Source organism: Pararhizobium antarcticum (assembly GCF_001885585.1).
GTDB classification, from domain to species: Bacteria; Pseudomonadota; Alphaproteobacteria; order Rhizobiales; family Rhizobiaceae; genus Pararhizobium; species Pararhizobium antarcticum.
This window is the reverse complement of record NZ_LSRP01000078.1, coordinates 58,789-76,887: the sequence shown is the minus strand read 5'-3', so window position 1 is coordinate 76,887 and position 18,099 is coordinate 58,789. Positions and strand designations below refer to the sequence as shown.

Genomic DNA, 18,099 nt, shown 5'->3' with positions numbered 1-18,099 from the left:
GGATGTGAGGGGGGGATGGCCATCGCCCTTTGATTTTGTGGGGGGCCGGTGAAGATGCAGCCAATTCATATAGGTTCAATTCTCGCAGGCGGCATTGCGAGCAGTTTCATCGGCGATATAAGCGGGATCATAGTCGTCGAAGCAACGGCTTATATGGTCGTTCAATTGCCAGCCCCACACCACGACAGCAGCTATCGTAAAAAACAAAGCCGCCAATACGAGCCGTCTGCCGAGTTTACGCATCGCTCTCGCTTCTTCCAACCACACATTGCAAGAACGGTAACAATCGGCCGACCATTGCGCAAGCCAATGCAGTATTCGTTGACCGCAGTTGGCAACCCTTGCCGCCCTCACAGAGGGAGGGGGGATGATCAAGTTGTCGAGCCCGGAGACATGGGCGACAGAGGTCCTCACCTGTCCGTTCACTTGTTGCGGGCCAACAGTCTTCTCCCGGTGAACGGGAAGCGCCATCTCTCGCGCCGTAACTCCCCATTTTCCCATCCCCTACACACGGAAAAACATCATGCCAACAGGATTTCACGAAGTCCGGTTTCCGCTTCGCCTTGCCCTGGGCACGAGTGGCGGGCCGGTGCGGCGGACGGATATTGTCAGCCTTTCGAACGGGCGGGAAAATCGCAACCGGCGCTGGCGCGATGCCCGCAGGCATTATGATGCGGGGTCGGGGATCCGGTCGATCGACGATCTCTATGCGGTGCTGGCCTTTTTCGAGGCGCGGGCCGGGCAGGTGTACGGGTTTCGCTTTCGCGATCCGGTCGACTGGAAATCCTGTGCGCCGCAGACTTCGATTGCCGCCAGCGACCAGATCATCGGCACCGGCGACGGGGCGACGGCCAGCTTTGCGCTGGCCAAGACCTATGCCGATGCCGGCGGCGCCTCGGTGCGGCCGATCGAAAAGCCGGTGGCGGGCAGTGTTTTGGTTTCAGTGGGTGGCGTTGCTGCTGCGTCCGGCGATTTTGCGGTGGACGTTGCGACGGGTGTCGTGACCTTCGTGCCGGCGCAAATTCCAGGCGCCGGTGCAGTGGTGCGTGCGGGCTACGAGTTCGACGTGCCCGTGCGTTTCGACATCGACCGGATCGATATCGATCTGGCGCAGTTCAAGGCCGGGCGCATCCCGTCGATTCCGCTGGTGGAGATCCGGCCATGAGAGACGTACCATCAGGACTTGCGGCGCATCTGAGCGGCGATGCGACCTCGGTCTGCCATGCCTGGCGGGTGACCCGACCGGACGGCGTCGTGCTCGGTTTTACCGAGCATGACCGCGACCTGAACTTCGACGGGACGGATTTTCGCGCCGCCAGCGGCTTTCAGGCTGCTGATACGGAGGCGACGTCTGGGCTCTCCGTCGAGGCAAGCGAGATTGCCGGGGGATTTTCAAGTGCTGCCATCAGCGAGGCGGATGTGCTTGCCGGACGGTATGATGGCGCGCGGGTCGAGGTTTTTCTCGTCAACTGGCAGTCGGTCGATGACCATATGCTGCTGCGGGTGCAGGAGATTGGCGAGGTGACGCGGGCGGGCGACGCGTTTCGCGCCGAATTGCGCCGACTGACCCACCGGCTGGACCAGGTCAAGGGCCGCATCTACGGCCGCCGCTGCGACGCCGTTTTGGGCGACACGCGCTGCAAGGTCAATATCGACGTCGTGCCCTGGCGGGCAGCCGGCGTGGTGACGGCCGTGCCGGGCGCGACGCGGCTGACCGTCGGGGGGCTCGCCGGGGCGCCTTCCGGCTTCTATCGCTATGGCAGAATCGGTTTTCTGGTGGGGGCCGCTGCCGGCCAGAGCGCCGACGTCGAAGACCATATCCTGGACGCCGGCGTGGCAACGCTGCCGCTTTGGCTGCCGCCGGCTGTGGCGGTTTCCGTGGGGGACACGTTCGAGATCCGGGCCGGCTGCGACAAGCGTTTTGCCACCTGCCGGGACAGGTTCGAGAATCCGGTGAACTTTCAGGGCTTTCCGCATCTTCCCGGTGCCGATTTCGCGTTCGGTTATGCCGACGGCGACACGGTGCATGATGGGCGGCCGCTCTATGACTGAGGCCCGCCCGACCGGATCTGCCGTCATTGCGGCGGCCCGCGCCTGGATCGGCACGCCGTACCGGCATCAGGCAAGCCTGAAAGGCGTCGGCTCCGATTGCCTCGGGCTGGTGCGCGGCGTCTGGCGGGATCTCTACGGGGTGGAGCCGGAACTGCCGCCGGCCTACCAGCCCGACTGGGCCGAGCGGGGTGCCAGTGATGCGCTGATGGCGGCAGCCATCCGCCATTGCGGCCCGGCCTTGCCGCTTGCTGCGATGGCCGGCGGCGATCTTCTGCTGTTTCGCTGGCGACCCGACATGCCGGCCAAACATGCCGGCATCCTGAGCGCGCCCGACCGTTTCATCCATGCCTACGAGCAGGCGGCGGTGATCGAATCCGCGCTGGTGCCATCCTGGGGGCGGCGGATCGCCGGCGTCTTCCGTTTTCCCGACAGTCCGTAAACCCGAGAAGGGGCCGCGCATGGCAACCATCCTCCTGCAGGCGGCCGGGGCCGCACTCGGCAGCGTCTTCGGGCCTGTCGGCGCCGTGCTTGGCCGCGCCGTTGGCGCGCTTGCCGGCTCGGCCATCGACCGGTCGATCATCAACGGTGTGAGCACGGTGCGCGGTGCGCGGCTCGGCGATGCCCGCATCAGCGGCGCTGACGAGGGCACCGCGATCACCCGCGCCTATGGCACGGTGCGGATCGGCGGAACGCTGATCTGGGCGACACGCTTCGAGGAGGAGGTGCGCTCCGAGCGGCAGGGCGGCAAGGCCAGCGGGCCGCGGGTCGAGACGTTTCGCTATTATGCCAATCTGGCCCTCGGGATCTGCGAAGGCGAGATTGCCCATGTGCGCCGGGTCTGGGCCGATGGCCGCGAACTCGACCTGACGGCAATCGAGATACGCATCCACAAGGGCACGCAGGCGCAGATGCCGGACCCGCTGATCGAGGCCAAGCAGGGAACCGGCAAGACGCCGGCCTATCGCGGGCTCGCCTATGCCGTGTTCGAGCGTTTTCCGCTTGACGCCTATGGCAACCGCATCCCGGTCCTCCAGTTCGAGGTGCTGCGCCCCGTCGGCACGCTGGAAAAAGCGATCCGGGCGGTAACGCTCATTCCGGGCTCCAGCGAACATGGCTATGATCCGGCCGTGGTGACGGAGCGCACAGGGGCCGGCGAAAGCCGCCGGATCAACCGCAACGTCTTTCACGGCGCCTCGGACTGGCAAGCCTCGATCGACGAACTGCAGGCGCTGTGTCCCAATCTCGAGCGGGTGGCGCTGGTCGTGTCCTGGTTCGGCACCGACCTGCGGGCCGGGCTCTGCCAGATCGTTCCGGGGGTGGAAACGCCCCTGCGCGACCAGGAAAGCAAGACCTGGTCTGTCTCCGGCATGTCCCGCGCGTCAGCCCATACGATCACCAGCAATGGCGGCGGGCCGGCCTATGGCGGCACACCAAGCGATGCCAGCGTTGTCGCGGCGATCGCCGACCTCAAGGCGCGCGGGCTGAAGGTCTATCTCTATCCCTTCGTGATGATGGACATCGCTGCCGGCAATATGCTGGCCAATCCCTATGGGGGAACCGGGCAGCCGGCCTATCCCTGGCGCGGCCGCATCACCTGCCATCCGGCCAGCGGCGTGGCCGGCAGCACCGACCGGACGGCAGCAGCCCGCATCCAGGTCGTTACCTTTTGCGGCGCAGCCTCGGCGGCTGATTTCTCGGTTTCGGGCACGCAGGTGACATCCAGCGCAGCCGACGCGGGATACCGGCGGCTGGTTCTGCACTACGCATGCCTGGCGGAGGCGGCTGGCGGCGTCGACGGCTTCATCATCGGCTCGGAACTGCGCGGCCTGACACGGCTGCGCGATGCATCCGGCGCCTTTCCCTTCGTCGAGGCGCTGGTGACGTTGGCCAACGACGTCCGGGCTGTCGTCGGCGGCGAAACCAGGCTGACCTATGGCGCGGACTGGAGCGAGTATTTCGGCTATCACCCGGAAGATGGCTCCGGCGAGGTGCATTACAATCTCGATCCGCTCTGGGCGAGTGCGGCGATCGATGCTGTCGGCATCGACAACTACATGCCGCTCTCCGACTGGCGCGACGGCGACAGGGAGAGCGGCAATCCGGACGGGTTCGGCCTGGCCGAAGACCGCGACGCCATGGCCGCGATGGTGCTCTCGGGCGAGGGCTATGACTGGTATTATGCGAGCGATGCCGATCGCCGGGCCCGGCTGCGCAGCGCGATCACCGACGGGCTTTCGGGAAAACCCTGGGTCTACCGCTACAAGGATCTCGTCCATTGGTGGGGCGAGCCGCATCATGACCGCATCGGCGGCGCCGAGCGGGCAAGCCCTACCGCCTGGGTCCCGGGGTCAAAACCGATCTGGTTCACGGAAGCCGGTTGCCCGGCGATCGACAAGGGATCAAACCAGCCGAACGTCTTCACCGATCCGAAATCCTCGGAGACGGCTTTTCCGTATTTTTCGAACGGTGCGCGCTGCGATGCGATGCAGCGCCGCTTTCTCGATGCACAGCTCGGCTTCTGGTCGGCACCCGGAGCGCCGGATTGCGTCGATCCGGATCACATCTTCGTCTGGACCTGGGACGCGCGGCCAACGCCGGCGTTTCCCGAAAACACCGCGCTCTGGTCGGATGGTGGCAACTGGCAGAGGGGGCATTGGCTGAACGGGCGGCTTGGTGCCGGCACGGCGGGCGATGTGATCGGCGCCATCCTTGCCGATCATGGTTTTGACTTAGCCGACACCACCTGCGTCGCCGGCGACCTGGGCGGCTATGTGCAGGCCGAGCAGGCGGCGGCGCGCGACGTGCTGGAGCCGCTGATGGCCGCCTTGCAGATCGATGCGGTCGAGCAGGGCGACATCCTGCGTTTTCGCTCGCGCATGCGGCTTGCTGCAGCGCCGACGATCATTCCGGTGCTGGCCGATCCTGATGATCAAGCGCTGATCGAGGAGACCCGCGGCCACGGCAGCGACTATGCCAGCGAGGTCATTCTCGACCATTTCGACAGCCGCCGCGACTATGAAAAAAGCACGGCCCGGTCGCGCAGCACCGTGCCCGGCAATGACCGGGTCCTGCGTCTGTCGCTGTCCGCCGTGCTGCACGAGGGGGCAGCGCTGGGGGCGGCCGAAGACGGCCTGCGGGATCACCAGGCGGCACGACGCAGCCTGCGGTTTTCGCTGTCGCCAGCGGCGCTTGCGCTGGAGCCCGGCGATGTCGTGACGCTCGCGGACGGGCCGGAGGGTGCGTTTCTGATCGCGCGGATCGAGGATGGTGCGGTGCGGACCGTCGAGGCGCGCGGCTTCGTTTCGTCCGGCGGGAACGGCGCGCCTGTTTCGGACGGCATGAGCCTTTCGCGCCAGAAGGTCTCCGACGGCTTCGATCCGCTCCTGCATTTCCTGGACCTGCCGCAATACGAGCCGGGCGATGCCGCGGGTTTTGCCCGCGGAGCGGTGTTTTCAAGGCCCTGGCACGCGGTCATGCTGTCCTCTTCGGCAGGGCTGGACGGCTACCGGATACGGGTGCGGCTGGATCAGCCCGCCCAGACGGCTGTGCTGGCCGAAGCGCTGGCGAGCGGCGTGCGCGGGCGTTTCGATCCGGTGGGGACCGTCGTCATCGACCTTCATTTCGGGGGGCTCTCATCCGCATCGACGATCGCCGTGCTGAACGGTCAGAACCGCATCGCCATCCTTGCGCAGAACGGCGCGTGGGAGGTGATCGGCTATCGCGTGGCGCAGGAGATTTCGCCGGGGCGCTGGCTGATGTCCGGGCTGCTGCGCGGCCTGCACGGCACGGATGACGCGATGCGCGCGGGCGCAGCGCCGGGGACCCCGGCCGTGGTTCTGAACGCGGCGGTGAAGGCCTTGGGTCTCAGCGGCGGCGAGGCCGGACAGGCCATGAACTGGATTGCAGAACAGACAGGGCAGGCGGCAACGTCTGTTGGGCCTTTTGCGTTTGCGGGCGGATTGCGTGCGCAAAGGCCGATCGAACCGGTGCATCTGAAGGCACGCCGGGAAGAGACGGGCGCCATCCGCTTTTCCTGGATCCGCCGCGCCCGCCGCGATGCCGATCACTGGCTGGACGGCGACATCGCGCTCGACGAGGCGGTGGAGCGCTACCGGATCGATATTCTCGACGGGGCAACTGTCCGGCGCAGCGCCGATGTCTTCGAGCCGGACTACCTCTATCCGGCGAGCACAGAACTGGCCGATTTCGGCACGGCACAGACGGTGATCACGATTCGCGTCCGGCAGGTTGGCGCGACGGTGGCGAACGGTGTTGCAGCCACGGCGATGCTCGTCATCGAATGAATTTTCAAAGGAGAACCACATGAACGAGCTGAAACACTGGTCTGCTTCGAAGACCGTCTGGGGCGCCGCAATTGCAATCCTGGCATCCTGTGCCAATCTTATCGGTCTGGATATCAGCGCCGAGGATCAGCAGGGGCTGATGGATCATGTTTCGGCCATTGCGGCCGCTGCTGGCGGAATTCTGGCGATCTGGGGCAGGATTTCTGCCAGCAAACGCTTGCGCTGATCGCCGATGCGTGCCGGACCGGGCGACATTCATTTACCATTCAGACTGGATCGGCTATTGATTTCGCAAGATGCTTCCCATGTCGAAAGTGCTTTCATGTCCTCATCCTTGATCATAGCAACGCTTGCAGCGGGCCTCGCCGGATTCGCACCGCCAGCGATTGATGTGCCATCGATGGTTGTAGCAGTCGGGGGCGATTGCGGTGCGGCTGCGGCGCAGGTTGTCGCCGAGACCGGCGGTGAACTGCTTTCGGCCCAGCCGACGGGCGACGGAAAATGTGTCGTCACGGTGTTGATACCCGGCAATGGCGGGCGACCGAAAAAGGTTACTATGCGCGTCGCGATGTAGGGCTAAGGCAACGGGCCAGGTCGGCAACGATACCAAGGGAGATGGGACTTCATGCGCATTCTGGTGGTCGAAGACGACGTCAATCTCAACCGGCAACTCACGGAGACGCTGAAGGAAGCCGGTTATGTCGTCGACCAGGCCTATGATGGCGAAGAAGGGCATTATCTCGGCGAGAGCGAGCCTTACGACGCCGTCATTCTTGATATCGGCCTGCCGGAAATGGACGGCGTGACGGTGCTGGAAAAATGGCGCGCCGCCGGGAAGGTGATGCCTGTGCTCATTCTGACCGCTCGCGACCGATGGAGCGACAAGGTCGCCGGTATCGATGCCGGTGCCGACGACTATGTGACAAAACCCTTCCATGTCGAGGAAGTGCTGGCCCGCATCCGCGCGCTGATCCGGCGTGCGGCCGGTCATGCCAGCTCGGAAATTGTCTGTGGACCGGTGCGGCTCGACACCAAGGGCTCGAAGGCGCTTGTCGATGGCGTCGTCCTGAAACTCACCTCGCACGAGTTCCGGCTGCTGTCCTACCTGATGCACCATATGGGCCAGGTGGTCTCGCGGACTGAACTGGTGGAGCATATGTACGACCAGGATTTCGACCGGGATTCCAACACGATCGAGGTCTTCGTCGGCCGCCTGCGCAAGAAGATCGGCAATGACCTGATCGAGACGGTGCGTGGTCTCGGCTACCGGATGCAGGCGCCGGGTGCCGGCAACGCGCCGTCGAAGTCCTGACCCGGATGCGGCGGCATGCGATCCTGAGGACAAGAACGACGGATGGCGGACGGCGTCGGACAGCAGGCCCTGTGACACATGCGGGCGGCGGGTCCTGCCAATGAGCGTGCAGCCGCAATCCCTCACGGCGCGCGTTCTTCTCGTATCGACCATATGGGCGGTGCTGGCGCTCGTCGTCATCGGCGTCGTGATCTCGGCGCTTTATCGGCAGGGGTCTGAACGCGGATTTCAGGACCTGCTGCGGGCGCAGCTCTACAACGTCATCAACTCGATCTCCGTCAATGACACCACCGCGCTTGCTGGCAGCCCGCAACTCGGCGATCTCCGGTTTTCGCAGCCGCAGACCGGCTGGTACTGGATCGTCGAGCCGATCGGTGAATTCGATACGCCGCCTTTGATGTCGACTTCGCTCGGCTCCGGCACGCTGCCGATCGCCAGCGTCGACGAAGTGCCGTTCGACATCCGCTATGAGCGCTTCTACACGACGGCTGATTCCTTCGGCAATCTGGTCGAAGTGGCGGAGACGGAAGTGGTCCTCGATATTCAGGGTCATACGGCGCGGTTTCGCGTTGCCGGCAATCGCGACGTGCTCGAGGCCGACATCAATGCTTTCAACCAGAATCTCTACATCGCGCTTGCGATCTTCGGCCTCGGCGGGCTCGGCATGAATGCGCTCGCCATCCTGTTCGGACTGCGGCCGCTCGATCAGGCGCGCCGGTCGCTGGAAAAGGTGCGCGGCGGCGAAAGCGAACGGCTCGACGGGGCGTTTCCGCGCGAAATCCAGCCGCTGGCCAGCGAGGTCAATGCGCTCATCGACAGCAATCGCCGGATCATCGAGCGGGCGCGCATGCAGGTCGGCAACCTGGCGCATTCGCTAAAAACGCCGATCGCCGTGCTGCTCAACGAATCGCGCGTGCTCGACGCCCCTCATGGCGACCTCGTCAAGGCGCAGGCCGATGCGATGCAGATGCAGGTCCAGTCCTATCTCAACCGTGCCCGGATTGCCGCGCAGCGCGAATCGGTGCTGGCGCGCACGGAGGTCGAACCGGTCCTTGAACGGCTGGTTCGGGTGATGCGCCGGCTGCATGCAGACAAGACCTTCGTGCTCTCTGTCTCGCCGCCCGGGCTGGTGCTGGCCATGGAGCAGCAGGATGTCGAGGAAACCATCGGCAATCTTCTGGACAATGCGGCGCGTTATGCCGGGTTGCAGGTAACGCTGCGTGCCCATGCCGCACCGGAGGGGATTCAGGGGCGCGATCCGGGACGCCGCCAATGGATCACGCTTGAGGTTGAGGATGATGGCCCGGGCCTCGAGCCGGAACAGATCGCGGTGGCGATCAAGCGCGGCAAGCGACTGGACGAGAGCAAGCCGGGAACGGGGCTCGGTCTGTCGATCGTCAGCGAAATCGCCGGCGAATATCAGGGAACGCTTGGCCTGTCGCGGGGCGAAGCGGGCGGACTGAAGGCCATGCTGGTGCTGCCCGCCGTTTCATGATGCCGACAGGCGTGTCTTTTTTGACAGGGTCAGCCGCAAAATCGCCAACAAAGGCGGCTTTGCGCCGGGTTCTGTTGCCTGTTGCGGCGGGGAATGCAAAAAGATAGTCGGCCATGGAATCGAAGCGGCGCCTGTCGCTGAACGCCTGGTCTGAACGAAGCTTTGAAAGCCGGATTGCCTGACGATGATGAAGACGACATCTGCCAAGATATGCAAACCTGTCGGGATCGCTGCGTTGATCGTCTCCGGTGCGGTTCTATTGACCGCTTGCGGCTCCGGGTCCGGCCAGAAGACGAGGCTTGGCGGCGGTATGATCGGTGCTACGCAGAAGTCGAATGCCTCGGCACCTTTGATCGCGGCGCTCGATGGTGGCGTGATCGGCCGCGATGCAGGGCTTGCGATCGGCAGGGCTGACCGGCAACGGGCGCTCGAGGCGGAGTATCGCGCATTGGAAGCAGCCCCTGGCGGACAGCCTGTCGTCTGGGAAGGTTCGGCCGTCAGCGGCTCCGTCGTTTCGGCGGCACCTTATCAGGTCGGGTCGCAGAATTGCCGGCAGTACAGCCACACTGTGACCATCAAAGGCAAGCAAAGCGTTGAACGCGGGGCTGCATGCCGCAACGCGGACGGCAGTTGGACACCACTCAACTGAATATCGACGCCGCCTCATCCGTTTCAGGACTGTTGCGGCGAAACGCCTCAAATCTTCGGCATTACCGGTTTTCGTGTTGGAATGCGGTCTGCCGCATAGTAATTGAGCAAACATGCTGTTCTGGATCCTTGTTGCCATCCTGACGGCGGCGGTCGCCGTCGTTCTGCTCTTGCCGCTGCTGCGTGCCAATGCCCGCGCCGAGGCGCCTCGAAGCCATGACGTGGAAGTCTATCGCGACCAGCTGGACGAGCTGACGCGGGACGAGAAGGCGGGACTGATTTCCGGAGAGGATGCCGAATTCGCGCGGGCCGAGGTCGCTCGCCGGCTGATCGCGGCAAATGACGCCGTCAAGGCGTCGACCGGACAGGTCTCCTCGATGCGCGCCAACCGGCTGGCGCAACTCTGCGTCATCATCCTGTTGCCGCTCCTGGGGCTCTGTCTCTACTTGACTACGGGCAGTCCGGACACGCCGGACGCGCCGCTTTCGGCCCGCCTTGCCAATCCGGACGCCGACCCGAACATACTCATTGCCCAGGCCGAGCAAAAACTTGCGCAGAACCCGGAAGACGGGGCGGGCTGGGATGTTCTGGCGCCGATCTACTATCGCACCGGCCGGATCGAGGACGCAGCCGTTGCCTTCGACCGGGCGGTCCGGCTGCTCGGGCCGACGCCCGCCCGGCTCGGCGGCTATGCCGAAAGCCTGATTGCGCTGTCCGGCGGTCTGGTCACGACGGAGGCCCAGACGGCCCTGCAGAAATCGCTGATCCTGGAGCCGAACGATCCCCGCGCCGAGTTCTACCTGGCGCTTGCGTTGAAGCAGGAAGGCAAGAAGGACCTGGCGCTCGCCGCGTTTGACCAACTCGTCGCCCGATCGCCGCAGGATGCGCCCTGGTTGCCGCTGGTCAACGACCATATCGCCAGTCTGAAGGGCGAGCCGACGACGACGGATAGCGGCACCGCAGACACCCAGGCCGTTGAAGCCGCACCCGGAAATCCGACATCCGACGATATCGCGGCTGCCGCGACCATGGCTGATGGCGACCGGCGGGCGATGATCGAGGGCATGGTCGACAGCCTGTCCGCAAAGCTCGCGGCGGAGCCCGCCAATTTCGAAGGCTGGATGCGGCTGGTGCGCTCCTACGCGGTGCTCGACCAGAAAGACAAGGCGGCGGATGCCCTGAAGCAGGGACTGGCTGCCTTTCCGGCGGACAGTGAACAAGGCAAGCAATTGCTCGCCCTTGCCGATGAACTCGACCTCAAGCCTTCGGGAGAAACCCCATGACCCGCAAGCAGAAGCGTCTGGCAATCATCGGTGGCGGGGTGGGCTTTCTGCTTGCCTCGGTTCTTCTGGTGATGTTCGCCTTCAGCCAGGCGGTGGCCTATTTCTACATGCCGGCTGATTTGCAGACGATGCAGGTGCCGCCGGAGACACGCATTCGCCTCGGCGGACTGGTCGGCGAGGGATCCGTCAAGCGCGGTCAGGGCTCGACGGTGAATTTCTCGGTGACGGATGCGGTCGGGACGGTCAACGTCACCTATACCGGCATTCTCCCGGACCTCTTCCGGGAAGGCCAGGGTGTCGTCACCGAAGGCCGGTTCGTGGCCGGCAATCCGGATTTTGTTGCCGATACGGTTCTGGCCAAGCATGATGAGAACTACATGCCCAAGGATGTCGCCGACCGGCTGAAGGAACAGGGCGTGTGGCAGGGCGAGGAAGCGGCCAAATGATCATCGAGCTTGGACACTACGCGCTTGTGCTGGCCCTGGCGACGTCGCTGCTGCAGTCGGTTCTGCCGATCGTCGGCGCCTTTCGCGGCGACCGCTCGCTGATGCAGGTCGGCACGACGGCGGCGATGGCAACGTTCGGCCTGGTGGCCGTTTCCTTTGCCGTTTTGACCTATGCCCATCTGACGTCCGACTTCTCGGTGAAGAACGTCTGGGAAAACTCGCATTCGCTCATTCCGCTGATCTACAAATATTCGGGCGTCTGGGGCAATCACGAGGGATCGATGCTGCTGTGGCTGCTGATCCTCGCCTTCTTTTCGGCCCTTGTGGCGAGTTTCGGCAGCAACCTGCCGGAAACGCTGAAGGCCAACGTGCTGGCGGTGCAGGCATGGATTGCTTCGGCCTTCACGCTCTTCCTGCTTTTGACGTCCAATCCCTTCGCGCGGCTCGTTCCAGCACCGGGCGAGGGGCAGGATCTCAACCCGGTCCTGCAGGACATCGGGCTGGCGATCCATCCGCCGTTGCTTTATCTTGGCTATGTCGGTTTTTCCGTCTGCTTTTCCTTTGCCATTGCGGCTCTGATCGAGGGCCGCATCGATGCGGCCTGGGCACGCTGGGTGCGGCCTTGGACGCTCGCTGCATGGACCTGCCTGACGGCGGGCATCTCGATGGGGTCCTACTGGGCCTATTACGAACTCGGCTGGGGCGGCTGGTGGTTCTGGGATCCGGTCGAAAACGCGTCCTTCATGCCATGGCTGGCCGGCACCGCACTTCTGCACTCCGCCCTTGTCATGGAAAAGCGCGAAGCGCTGAAGATCTGGACCGTGCTGCTTGCGATCATGACCTTTTCGCTGTCGCTTCTCGGTACTTTCCTAGTGCGCTCCGGCGTCTTGACATCGGTGCATGCCTTCGCAACGGACCCGACACGCGGCGTCTTCATCCTTGCCATTCTCGTCTTCTTCATCGGTGGCGCGCTGTCGCTGTTTGCCTTTAGGGCAACGCGGCTGAAGGCGGGTGGGATTTTCGCGCCCATTTCGCGTGAAGGTGCGCTGGTCTTTAACAATCTCATCCTGACGACGGCCACTGCCACGGTGCTGACCGGCACGCTTTATCCACTGGTGCTCGAGGCGCTGACCGGATCAAAGATTTCCGTCGGCCCGCCCTTCTTCAACATGACCTTCGGATTGCTGATGCTTCCGCTTTTGCTGGCGGTGCCCTTCGGGCCTCTGCTGGCCTGGAAACGTGGCGATCTTCTGGGGGCGGGACAAAGGCTGTTTGCAGCCGTCGGTGTCGGTCTTCTGATCGGCGGCATCATCTATTATGTCCAACATGGCGGGCCAATCATGGCGATGTTCGGTCTGGCGCTCGGGGTCTACGTGATCTGCGGTTCGCTGACGGATCTTGCCCTGCGTTCAGGGCTTGGCAAGGTCTCCGGGGCGATTGCCTTCCGGCGCTTCAAGGGGCTGCCGCGGTCTGCTTTCGGAACAGCGCTTGCCCATATGGGGCTTGGCGTGACGATGATCGGCATTGTCGGCGTGACCGCATTCGAAACCGAACATGTTGTCGAGATGAAGCCGGGAATGACCACGCAAGCGGGCGGCTACACCGTGCGTTTCGACGGCATGCGACAGGGCAACGGTCCCAATTTCACCGAGGAATCCGGGCACTTCACGGTCACCCGCGATGGTGTCGAAGTCACCGAGATGTGGTCGTCGAAACGCATGTACACCGCCCGTCGGATGCCGACGACGGAAGCCGGCATTCGCAGCTTCGGGTCAAACCAGCTTTATGTTTCGCTGGGCGACGCGATGGCGGATGGGGGCGTGGTCGTGCGCATCTGGTGGAAGCCGTTCATTCTCTGCATCTGGGGCGGAACACTGTTCATGATCGCCGGCGGCATGGTCTCGCTGACGGACCGACGTCTTCGGGTCGGTGCGCCCTCGCGGGCGAAAAAGCAGAAGAAACTCGTGCTGGAGCCGGCGGAATGATCCGCCGTGGGCTGCTTGTCCTCGTCCTGCTGTTGTCAGCGGCACCCGCCTTTGCCGTCAATCCCGATGAAATCATGGCTGATCCGGCGCTGGAATCGCGCGCGCGGGCGCTGTCGACGCAACTGCGCTGCATGGTCTGCCAGAACCAGTCGATCGACGATTCCAATGCGGAGCTTGCCAAGGACCTGCGTGTGCTGGTGCGCGAGCGGATCCTGGATGGCGACAGCGACGAGGCTGTGATCGACTATGTCGTTTCCCGCTATGGCGAATTCGTGCTGCTCAATCCGCGTTTCGAGACAAAGACGCTGCTTTTGTGGGGCGCGCCGATCGTCTTGCTGCTCGCAGGTGCGGCAGCGATGGCCGTTGCCGCGCGCCGCCGGACCGGCAAGTTAACGGGGACGGCCCTGACCACCGAGGAGCGTGCGCAGCTTGCGCAGGTCTTGCGCGAGCGCGAGCAGGGGAATGGTGATTAGTCATTGGTGGGTGGTGAGTAGCGGGTAGCGGGTTGGGGCTTGCGTCTTCTGGCGGAAGACGGTTTCTCACTACCGACTACCGACTACCGACTACCGACTACCGACTACCGACTACCGACTACCCCCAACATTACCAATTGTTCATGTCGTGGACACAAGTCCGTAAGGTGCGTTCGACTATTGCTTTCTCATCGGCTGTTCCTCCAGCGCAGCCAGACATGAGAGAAAAGGCAAATCGGATGTTCAAGACCCAAACACTGCGTCCTTCCCTGAAGACTGTTCTGAAAACAACGACTGTCGCCGGCCTCGCGGCCGTCATGCTGTCCACCGGCATTCCCGCTGCCGTGACGCAATCCTTTGCTGCCGCCGTCAAGGTCGAGGCGCCGCAGGTTCCCAGTTTCGCCAATGTCGTCGATGCGGTTTCGCCCGCTGTCGTATCCGTTCGCGTCCAGTCGCGCGCCAACCCGGTTTCGGACGATGCCAGCAATGGCTTCAGCTTTGATTTTGGCGGCCGTGGTCTCGATCAATTGCCGGATGATCATCCGCTGAAGCGCTTCTTCAAGGAATTCGGTGGCCCGAACGGCCCGGATGGCGACAGGCGCGCCGAGCGCGGCCATGGGCCACGTGACGGCAAGCGCGGCGGCGGTCGCCTGCATCCGAGTTCACAGGGCTCAGGCTTCTTCATCTCGGAAGATGGTTTTCTCGTCACCAACAACCATGTCGTCTCCGACGGTTCGGCCTTCACGGTCATCTTGAACGACGGCACCGAACTTGACGCCAAGCTGGTCGGTAAGGACAGCCGCACCGATCTGGCCGTGCTCAAGGTCGATGACAAGCGCAAGTTTACCTATGTCAGCTTTGCCGATGATACCAAGGTGCGTGTCGGCGACTGGGTGGTTGCCGTGGGCAATCCGTTCGGCCTCGGCGGCACGGTGACGTCAGGCATTGTTTCCGCCCGTGGCCGCGATATCGGGTCCGGTCCCTATGACGATTATCTCCAGGTCGATGCTGCCGTAAACCGCGGCAATTCCGGCGGACCGACCTTCAACCTCAACGGGGAAGTCGTCGGCATCAACACTGCGATCTTCTCGCCCTCCGGCGGCAATGTCGGCATCGCCTTCGCCATTCCGGCCTCGGTCGCCAAGGGCGTCGTCGAGGACCTGATGAAGGACGGCGAGGTTTCGCGTGGCTGGCTTGGCGTGCAGATTCAGCCGGTCGACAAGGATGTCGCTGAATCGCTCGGCCTTGCCGAAGCGGGTGGCGCTCTGGTTGTCGAGCCGCAGGCCGGTTCGCCGGGCGAAAAGGCCGGCATCAAGAAGGGCGACGTTGTCACCGCCGTGAATGGCGATCTGATCAAGGGACCGCGTGAACTTGCCCGCATGATCGCCGACATGCGCCCGGGCAGCACGGTCGAGGTGACGCTGTGGCGTGACGGCAAGGCCGAGACGGTCAAGCTCGAGATCGGCACGCTGCCGGAAGACAAGCAGGCATCGGCGGATGCCGACCAGATGCAGCCCGAGGATACCCAGCCCTCCAGCGAAAAGGCGCTTGCCGATCTTGGCGTCAGCGTTTCGCCGGCCGAGGACGGCACGGGCGTGACGATCTCTTCCGTGGACCCTGACTCCGACGCCAGCGACCGCGGCGTCAAGGAAGGCGAGAAGATCGTTTCCGTCAACAATCAGGAAGTCAGCTCTGCAGACGACATCCTCAAGGTGCTCGACAGCGCCCGCAAGGACGGACGGACAAAGGCCCTGTTCCAGATCGAAGCCGAAGCCGGCAGCCGCTTCGTGGCGCTGCCGATCAACAAGGGCTGATCGCGGCCCTGACGGATGACGGACAGGAACGCCGCGAAATCCTTCGGTTTCGCGGCGTTCCGCATTCGGCAGCTTTCCCCTTGCGGATAAGATGCGTGTTGCCGGATGTTCCCAAGGCAAACCGGTTGTGGAAGGCGAGGATCACGGATTATGGTCACGCGCATGAAGATTCTGATTATCGAGGACGATCTGGAGGCCGCCGCCTATCTGGCCAAGGCCTTTCGTGAGGCCGGCATCGTGTCCGACCATGCCAGCGACGGCGAAAGCGGCCTGTTCATGGCGAGCGAGAATGCCTATGACGTGCTGGTCATCGACCGCATGCTGCCGCGCCGCGACGGGCTTTCTGTCATCACCGAACTGCGGCGCAAGGCCATTCACACGCCGGTGCTCATTCTATCGGCCCTTGGCCAGGTGGATGATCGCGTCACAGGCTTGCGGGCCGGCGGTGACGATTACCTGCCGAAACCCTATGCATTCAACGAGCTGCTGGCACGGGTCGAGGTTCTCGGACGGCGCAAGGGCGCGCCCGAGCAGGACATGGCCTACAGGGTTGGCGATCTCGAACTGGACCGCCTGTCCCATTCCGTGCGCCGCCAGGGCAAGGAAATTCCGCTGCAGCCGCGCGAATTCCGCCTGCTTGAATATCTGATGAAAAATGCCGGGCAGGTGGTGACCCGGACCATGCTCCTCGAAAACGTCTGGGACTACCACTTCGACCCGCAGACCAATGTCATCGACGTGCATGTGTCGCGGCTGCGGGCGAAGATCGAAAAGGACTATGATCAGCCGCTGCTGCGGACCGTGCGCGGGAGCGGCTACATGATCAAGGACGAGGCCGCCAGGGGTGACGGACGCACCGATCCATGAGCAGGTTGCGCATCTTGTTGCGAACAACTGCGGTGCGTCTTTCGGCGCTCTACCTCATCCTGTTTTCCATCTGCGCCGCATTTCTGGTCTTCTATGTCACGGCCATGTCGCAGGGACTGCTCGAGCAGCAGACCAGGGATGCCGTGGTTGCCGAGGTGACGCAGATCGAGGCGATCTATAATCGCGCCGGCGTCAACGGCCTGCTGCGCACGCTGGAACGCCGCGCGCGCCAACCGGGCGCCAATCTCTACGTGATTGCCGGGCCGACCGGGGAAATCCTTGCCGGCAACGTCGCCTCGCTGCAGCCCGGTCTTCTCGACCAGGAAGGCTGGACCGAGCAGGCATTCCGCTACCAGCGCTATACGGACGAAAGCCGCAAGGACAGCCATGTCGCGCTGGCCCATGTCTTCTTCCTGCCCAACGGTTTGCGTGTGCTTGTCGGGCGAGACCTGCAGGAGCCGGAGAAATTCCGTGTGCTGGTCCGCCAGGCTCTGATGGTGGCGCTCGGCATCATGGGGCTCGGCGCCCTGATTATCTGGTTCGTCATCGGCCGCAACGCACTCCGGCGGATGGATCGCATGTCGGAGGCCAGCACCAAGATCATGGCCGGCGATCTTTCGCAGCGCCTGCCGATGAGCGGCTCCGGGGACGAGTTCGACCGGTTGTCCGAATCGCTGAATGCCATGCTGGGCCGGATCGAAAAGCTCAACGAGGGTCTGCGCCAGGTCTCCGACAACATCGCCCATGACCTGAAAACGCCGTTGACGCGCCTGCGCAACAAAGCCGAGGCGGCACTTGCGCACCAATCCACCAATACCGGCTACCGGGCCTCGCTGGAGGAGATTATCGGCGAATCTGATCAATTGATCCGCACGTTCAACGCGCTTTTGATGATTTCGCGCGTCGAGGCGGGGGCCGCCGCCGCCGAGATGAGCGATGTCGATCTGTCGCGCAGCGTTGCCGATTGTGTCGAACTCTATGAGCCAGTCGCCGAGGACGAGGCACTGCGGCTGGAAGCCGATGTGCCCGACGGTATCCATGTCAGCGGCAATCGCGAACTGATCGGGCAGGCACTCGGCAATCTGATCGACAATGCGATCAAATATGCCCATGGCGCGGACAATCCGCTGATCCGGGTTCGGCTGGAAAGGCGTGACCGGTCGATCATCCTGTCTGTTGCAGACCACGGACAGGGCGTGCCGGAAGGGGAGCGCGAGCATGTTGTGCAACGGTTCGTGCGGCTCGATGAAAGCCGCAGCAAGCCGGGCACGGGGCTTGGTCTTTCACTTGTCGAAGCGGTCATGGAAATGCACCAGGGGACGCTGGAACTGGGCGATACCGATCCCGGCGCCGAAAACAATCGTGGTTTGACCGCCAGCATGGTTTTCCCCGCCGTCGCCGGCTGATAGACCTTTCAGGC

17 protein-coding genes are annotated in these 18,099 nt (G+C 63.6%); 16 read left to right on the top strand and 1 reads right to left on the bottom strand.

The window, feature by feature from the left end:
* Positions 1-75: 75 nt before the first annotated feature.
* Positions 76-243, bottom strand: coding sequence for a hypothetical protein (locus AX760_RS27165; protein ID WP_175552041.1), 168 nt, complete (start codon positions 241-243; stop codon positions 76-78).
* Positions 244-523: 280 nt separating this feature from the next.
* Between AX760_RS27165 and AX760_RS10010 the strand changes: the two genes are divergently transcribed.
* From AX760_RS10010 to AX760_RS09935, 16 genes are all read left to right on the top strand, one after another.
* Complete coding sequence (locus AX760_RS10010; RefSeq protein WP_071832733.1) at positions 524-1,165, top strand: DUF2460 domain-containing protein; 642 nt, start codon at positions 524-526, stop codon at positions 1,163-1,165.
* Positions 1,162-2,052 (top strand): DUF2163 domain-containing protein, encoded by an 891-nt coding sequence (locus tag AX760_RS10005; protein ID WP_071832732.1) that lies wholly within the window; start codon positions 1,162-1,164, stop codon positions 2,050-2,052. Before AX760_RS10010 ends, AX760_RS10005 begins: the two co-directional genes overlap by 4 nt.
* Positions 2,045-2,491 carry an NlpC/P60 family protein gene (locus AX760_RS10000; protein WP_071832731.1) on the top strand — a complete coding sequence of 149 codons (447 nt, stop codon included), beginning with the start codon at positions 2,045-2,047 and terminating at the stop codon, positions 2,489-2,491. Before AX760_RS10005 ends, AX760_RS10000 begins: the two co-directional genes overlap by 8 nt.
* A 19-nt stretch (positions 2,492-2,510) precedes the next feature.
* Positions 2,511-6,356 (top strand): baseplate multidomain protein megatron, encoded by a 3,846-nt coding sequence (locus AX760_RS09995; RefSeq protein WP_071832730.1) that lies wholly within the window; start codon positions 2,511-2,513, stop codon positions 6,354-6,356.
* A gap of 19 nt (positions 6,357-6,375) precedes the next feature.
* A complete protein-coding gene (locus tag AX760_RS09990; RefSeq protein ID WP_071832729.1) occupies positions 6,376-6,582 on the top strand; it encodes a hypothetical protein in 207 nt (68 codons plus the stop codon).
* Between the two features lie 96 nt (positions 6,583-6,678).
* Positions 6,679-6,930, top strand: coding sequence for a hypothetical protein (locus AX760_RS09985; protein ID WP_071832747.1), 252 nt, complete (start codon positions 6,679-6,681; stop codon positions 6,928-6,930).
* 51 nt (positions 6,931-6,981) lie between these two features.
* Positions 6,982-7,668 carry a response regulator transcription factor gene (locus AX760_RS09980; protein ID WP_071832728.1) on the top strand — a complete coding sequence of 229 codons (687 nt, stop codon included), beginning with the start codon at positions 6,982-6,984 and terminating at the stop codon, positions 7,666-7,668.
* Between the two features lie 106 nt (positions 7,669-7,774).
* Positions 7,775-9,163: a sensor histidine kinase gene (locus AX760_RS09975; protein WP_071832746.1), complete on the top strand. Its 1,389-nt coding sequence runs from the start codon at positions 7,775-7,777 to the stop codon at positions 9,161-9,163.
* A 184-nt stretch (positions 9,164-9,347) separates the two neighbouring features.
* Positions 9,348-9,812, top strand: coding sequence for a hypothetical protein (locus AX760_RS09970; protein ID WP_245294975.1), 465 nt, complete (start codon positions 9,348-9,350; stop codon positions 9,810-9,812).
* Between the two features lie 112 nt (positions 9,813-9,924).
* Entirely contained in the window at positions 9,925-11,094 is a 1,170-nt protein-coding gene (gene ccmI, locus AX760_RS09965) for a c-type cytochrome biogenesis protein CcmI (protein WP_071832727.1), read from the top strand.
* Entirely contained in the window at positions 11,091-11,540 is a 450-nt protein-coding gene (gene ccmE / locus AX760_RS09960; RefSeq protein WP_071832726.1) for a cytochrome c maturation protein CcmE, read from the top strand. Before ccmI ends, ccmE begins: the two co-directional genes overlap by 4 nt.
* The gene (locus AX760_RS09955; RefSeq protein WP_071832725.1) at positions 11,537-13,525 is read left to right on the top strand and encodes a heme lyase CcmF/NrfE family subunit; all 1,989 of its coding nucleotides are present in this window, start codon (positions 11,537-11,539) and stop codon (positions 13,523-13,525) included. Before ccmE ends, AX760_RS09955 begins: the two co-directional genes overlap by 4 nt.
* A complete protein-coding gene (locus AX760_RS09950) occupies positions 13,522-13,998 on the top strand; it encodes a cytochrome c-type biogenesis protein (protein WP_071832724.1) in 477 nt (158 codons plus the stop codon). The genes AX760_RS09955 and AX760_RS09950 overlap by 4 nt, the downstream gene beginning before the upstream one ends.
* 239 nt (positions 13,999-14,237) lie before the next feature.
* A complete protein-coding gene (locus AX760_RS09945) occupies positions 14,238-15,812 on the top strand; it encodes a Do family serine endopeptidase (protein ID WP_071832723.1) in 1,575 nt (524 codons plus the stop codon).
* A gap of 150 nt (positions 15,813-15,962) precedes the next feature.
* Positions 15,963-16,679, top strand: a complete 717-nt coding sequence (locus AX760_RS09940; RefSeq protein WP_087149214.1) for a response regulator transcription factor — start codon at positions 15,963-15,965, stop codon at positions 16,677-16,679.
* Positions 16,676-18,085 carry a sensor histidine kinase gene (locus AX760_RS09935; protein ID WP_071832721.1) on the top strand — a complete coding sequence of 470 codons (1,410 nt, stop codon included), beginning with the start codon at positions 16,676-16,678 and terminating at the stop codon, positions 18,083-18,085. Before AX760_RS09940 ends, AX760_RS09935 begins: the two co-directional genes overlap by 4 nt.
* Positions 18,086-18,099: the final 14 nt, after the last annotated feature.

Bases quoted from the DNA above. Each gene is read 5' to 3' on its own strand.
- ccmI (WP_071832727.1), top strand. From the start codon at position 9,925: ATGCTGTTCTGGATCCTTGTTGCCATCCTGACGGCGGCGGTCGCCGTC.
- AX760_RS27165 (WP_175552041.1), bottom strand. From the start codon at position 243: ATGCGTAAACTCGGCAGACGGCTCGTATTGGCGGCTTTGTTTTTTACG.
- AX760_RS09940 (WP_087149214.1), top strand. From the start codon at position 15,963: ATGGTCACGCGCATGAAGATTCTGATTATCGAGGACGATCTGGAGGCC.
- AX760_RS09985 (WP_071832747.1), top strand. From the start codon at position 6,679: ATGTCCTCATCCTTGATCATAGCAACGCTTGCAGCGGGCCTCGCCGGA.
- AX760_RS09980 (WP_071832728.1), top strand. From the start codon at position 6,982: ATGCGCATTCTGGTGGTCGAAGACGACGTCAATCTCAACCGGCAACTC.
- AX760_RS09995 (WP_071832730.1), top strand. From the start codon at position 2,511: ATGGCAACCATCCTCCTGCAGGCGGCCGGGGCCGCACTCGGCAGCGTC.
- AX760_RS09990 (WP_071832729.1), top strand. From the start codon at position 6,376: ATGAACGAGCTGAAACACTGGTCTGCTTCGAAGACCGTCTGGGGCGCC.
- AX760_RS09955 (WP_071832725.1), top strand. From the start codon at position 11,537: ATGATCATCGAGCTTGGACACTACGCGCTTGTGCTGGCCCTGGCGACG.
- AX760_RS09945 (WP_071832723.1), top strand. From the start codon at position 14,238: ATGTTCAAGACCCAAACACTGCGTCCTTCCCTGAAGACTGTTCTGAAA.
- AX760_RS10000 (WP_071832731.1), top strand. From the start codon at position 2,045: ATGACTGAGGCCCGCCCGACCGGATCTGCCGTCATTGCGGCGGCCCGC.
- AX760_RS10010 (WP_071832733.1), top strand. From the start codon at position 524: ATGCCAACAGGATTTCACGAAGTCCGGTTTCCGCTTCGCCTTGCCCTG.
- AX760_RS09950 (WP_071832724.1), top strand. From the start codon at position 13,522: ATGATCCGCCGTGGGCTGCTTGTCCTCGTCCTGCTGTTGTCAGCGGCA.
- AX760_RS10005 (WP_071832732.1), top strand. From the start codon at position 1,162: ATGAGAGACGTACCATCAGGACTTGCGGCGCATCTGAGCGGCGATGCG.
- AX760_RS09935 (WP_071832721.1), top strand. From the start codon at position 16,676: ATGAGCAGGTTGCGCATCTTGTTGCGAACAACTGCGGTGCGTCTTTCG.
- AX760_RS09970 (WP_245294975.1), top strand. From the start codon at position 9,348: ATGATGAAGACGACATCTGCCAAGATATGCAAACCTGTCGGGATCGCT.
- ccmE (WP_071832726.1), top strand. From the start codon at position 11,091: ATGACCCGCAAGCAGAAGCGTCTGGCAATCATCGGTGGCGGGGTGGGC.